Below are 2,817 nucleotides of genomic sequence, written 5' to 3'. Positions count from 1 at the left end.
GAAAAGGCCATTATAGAGGCTGGAAACTCAATCAGCTTCAGGCTTGCCACCCTTTTTGGCTTTTCGCTTCGCATGAGGACCGACCTGCTTGTCAACAACTTTGTTTTCAAGGCAGTCACTGACAAGACAATCGTCCTTTATGAGCGCAAGTTCAAGCGCAACTTTTTGCACGTGCGGGATGCGGCAAGGGCATTCATGTGGGCCATGCTCAACTGGGAGAAGATGAAAAACCAGATTTACAACGTGGGGCACCCGGACTACAATCTGTCAAAGGAGGAGCTTTGCCTGCTGATAAAAAAACACATCCCTTCCCTCAACCTGTTTTACTCGGAGTTCGGGCACGACCCAGACAAGAGAAACTACATTGTTTCAAACGACAAGATGCTCTCAACAGGATTCCAGTTCAGGTATTCCCTTGAATCGGGCATAGAAGAGCTTGTAAAGGGCTACGAGGCATTCAGGGACTACAGGTTCAAAAATTACTAAAGAGGGGCATAACGGCTTAGTTATCTGGCCAAAAGCAAGTGCCTGGGTGACATATAACATATTTTTGTCCTCGAACTTTTTTTTCTTGGTGCGGGTTTGGTGCGTGAAAATGGAGTGCAGGGTTTGCGATTCGGGTAGTCTGGAGCTTGCAGTTGACCTAGGAAACCATCCATGGGGCAACCACTTTCTAAAAAAAGAGCAGATTGGGCATGAGCCGTTTTACCCGCTAAGGGTTGTCTGGTGCGCCAGGTGCAAGACGGCGCAGCTTGACTATACAGTAAAAAAGGAAATCATGTTTTCAGACCACACGTACCTTTCAGGCATGACAAAAACCCTTGATGAGCACTTCAAGTCGCTTGCAGCGCAAGTAGATGCGGCTTTTTTCAAGCAAACTGGGCAGTTTCAAAAATCAGTGCTTGACATTGGTTCAAATGATGGCACGCAACTCAAGCACTACAAGGCCCTGGGATACGATGTTCTAGGCGTCGAGTCCTCAAAAACAATTGCTAAAATTGCCAATGAGTGGGGCATACCCACCCTTAACGAGTTTTTCAATCTTGAGTGCGCGAAAAAAATTGGCAAAAAGTTCTGCGTGATAAATGCGGCAGGCGTGTTTTTCCACCTGGAGCAGCTCCACTCGGTGACAGACGGAATCCGCGAGGTTCTGGACAAGCAAGGGGTTTTTGTAGTGCAGTTCCTTTACATGAAGCGCATCATGGAAAACCTCGCCTTTGACCAAATATACCACGAGCATCTCCTCTACTACAATGTGTCAACAATACAGGTGCTTCTCAGGCGCCACGGCCTTGAGCTTTTTGACGCATACCTGTCTCCAATCCACGGCGGCTCAATTATCGGGTTTGCCTGCCACGCAGGCTCAAAGCCGCCAACAGACAGGCTGCTGCAGCTTATCAAATCCGAGGAGCAGTCGGGCTGCAACGAGCTTTTGGCCTACAAGAAATTTGCCGAACAAGTGGAAAAGCTCAAGGAAAGGAACATAGCGTACGTTCAACAGGCAAAGCGCGCAGGCAAGAAAATCTTCGGCCTTGGCGCACCGGTAAAGGGAAACACGCTTCTCAACTACTTTGGCTTTGGCACAAACATAATCGACTGCCTGGTTGAAAAAAACCCGCTTAGAAAAGGCCTTTACTCCCCAGGCATGCACATTCCGGTTGTCCTGGAGTCGAAGCTTTTGGAAAAGCCGGACATCTACTATGTTCTTGCTTGGAATTTCAAGTCCGAGATACTTATAAACTACAAAAGCCTAATCGACTCAGGTGTCGAGTTTTACTTCCCCATAAATCCAAAGGACGCATGATCCCATGGAAATTCTTGTAACCGGCTCATCTGGCTTTTTAGGCTCGCACCTGTGCAGGGCGCTTGAAGAAAAAGGGCACAGGCTCACAAAACTTACCTCGAAAAACTGCGACCTTACCGACCAGAACGCCCTATCCAAATTTCTTGCCTCGAAACATGGCAGGTTCGGCCAAATCTTCCATCTTGCCGCATGGACACAGGCAGGCGACTTTTGCCTGCACCATCCAGGCGAGCAGTGGATAATAAATCAGAAAATAAACACAAGCGTGCTTTCCTACTGGCACGAATTCCAGCCACAGGCAAAGCTGATTTTCATGGGAACAAGCTGCTCTTATGACCCTGCACTTGAGCTAAAAGAGGAGAACTACATGGCAGGCGTCCCAATTGAAAGCCTGTTCACCTATGCAATGACAAAGCGCATGCTCTACTGCGGAGCCAAAGCCATCTCAAAGCAGTGGGGCCACAAATACCTGTGCCTTGTCCCCTCGACCCTCTACGGGCCTGGCTACCACACGGATGGAAGGCAGATGCACTTCATATTCGATCTTATCCGCAAAATCCTTCGTGGCAAGCTGTATGGGGAGCGTGTTGTGCTTTGGGGGAATGGACAGCAAAAGCGCGAGCTTGTCCATGTGGGTGATTTTGTAAGCCTCCTTATCACACTTTCCGGCACAAGGGAAAACGACGTCATCAACATAGGGGCAGGCGAGGAATACAGCATAAGGGAGTTTTCGCAGCTGATTTGCAGGCGTGTAGGCTTTGATTTTGGCAAAATCGAATTTGACACAAGCAAGTACGTTGGCGCAAAGTCAAAGTGCCTTAGGGTAGAAAAGCTCAGGCGGATTGTGCCTGGCTATAAGATGATGCCGCTTGAAGAGGGCCTGAAAGGCACAATTGAATGGTTTATGGCAAACAAATCAAAAGTGCTCAAAAAATAGCCGCAAACAAGCAACCTGCAAGCAAGCAACCTGCAAACAAGCAACCTGCAAACAAGCAACCTGCAAGCAAGCAACC

3 protein-coding genes are annotated in these 2,817 nt (G+C 48.5%); all 3 read left to right on the top strand.

The window, feature by feature from the left end; all coding sequences use genetic code 11:
• On the top strand, positions 1 to 486 hold a 486-nt coding region (locus FJZ26_05315; GenBank protein ID MBM3229825.1), incomplete at its 5' end, for an NAD-dependent epimerase/dehydratase family protein.
• 109 nt (positions 487 to 595) lie between these two features.
• The gene (locus tag FJZ26_05310; protein ID MBM3229824.1) at positions 596 to 1,804 is read left to right on the top strand and encodes a class I SAM-dependent methyltransferase; all 1,209 of its coding nucleotides are present in this window, start codon (positions 596 to 598) and stop codon (positions 1,802 to 1,804) included.
• A 4-nt stretch (positions 1,805 to 1,808) separates the two neighbouring features.
• On the top strand, positions 1,809 to 2,741 hold the full coding sequence (locus FJZ26_05305; protein ID MBM3229823.1) for an NAD-dependent epimerase/dehydratase family protein: 933 nt from the start codon (positions 1,809 to 1,811) through the stop codon (positions 2,739 to 2,741).
• The last annotated feature ends 76 nt before the right edge of the window (positions 2,742 to 2,817 follow it).

The organism is Candidatus Parvarchaeota archaeon (assembly GCA_016866895.1).
In the GTDB taxonomy this organism is placed as follows: domain Archaea; phylum Micrarchaeota; class Micrarchaeia; order Anstonellales; family VGKX01; genus VGKX01.
The sequence above is the reverse complement of the archived record's forward strand: the minus strand, read 5'-3'. Positions and strand labels throughout refer to the sequence as shown.

Bases quoted from the DNA above. Each gene is read 5' to 3' on its own strand.
- FJZ26_05310 (MBM3229824.1), top strand. From the start codon at position 596: ATGGAGTGCAGGGTTTGCGATTCGGGTAGTCTGGAGCTTGCAGTTGAC.
- FJZ26_05305 (MBM3229823.1), top strand. From the start codon at position 1,809: ATGGAAATTCTTGTAACCGGCTCATCTGGCTTTTTAGGCTCGCACCTG.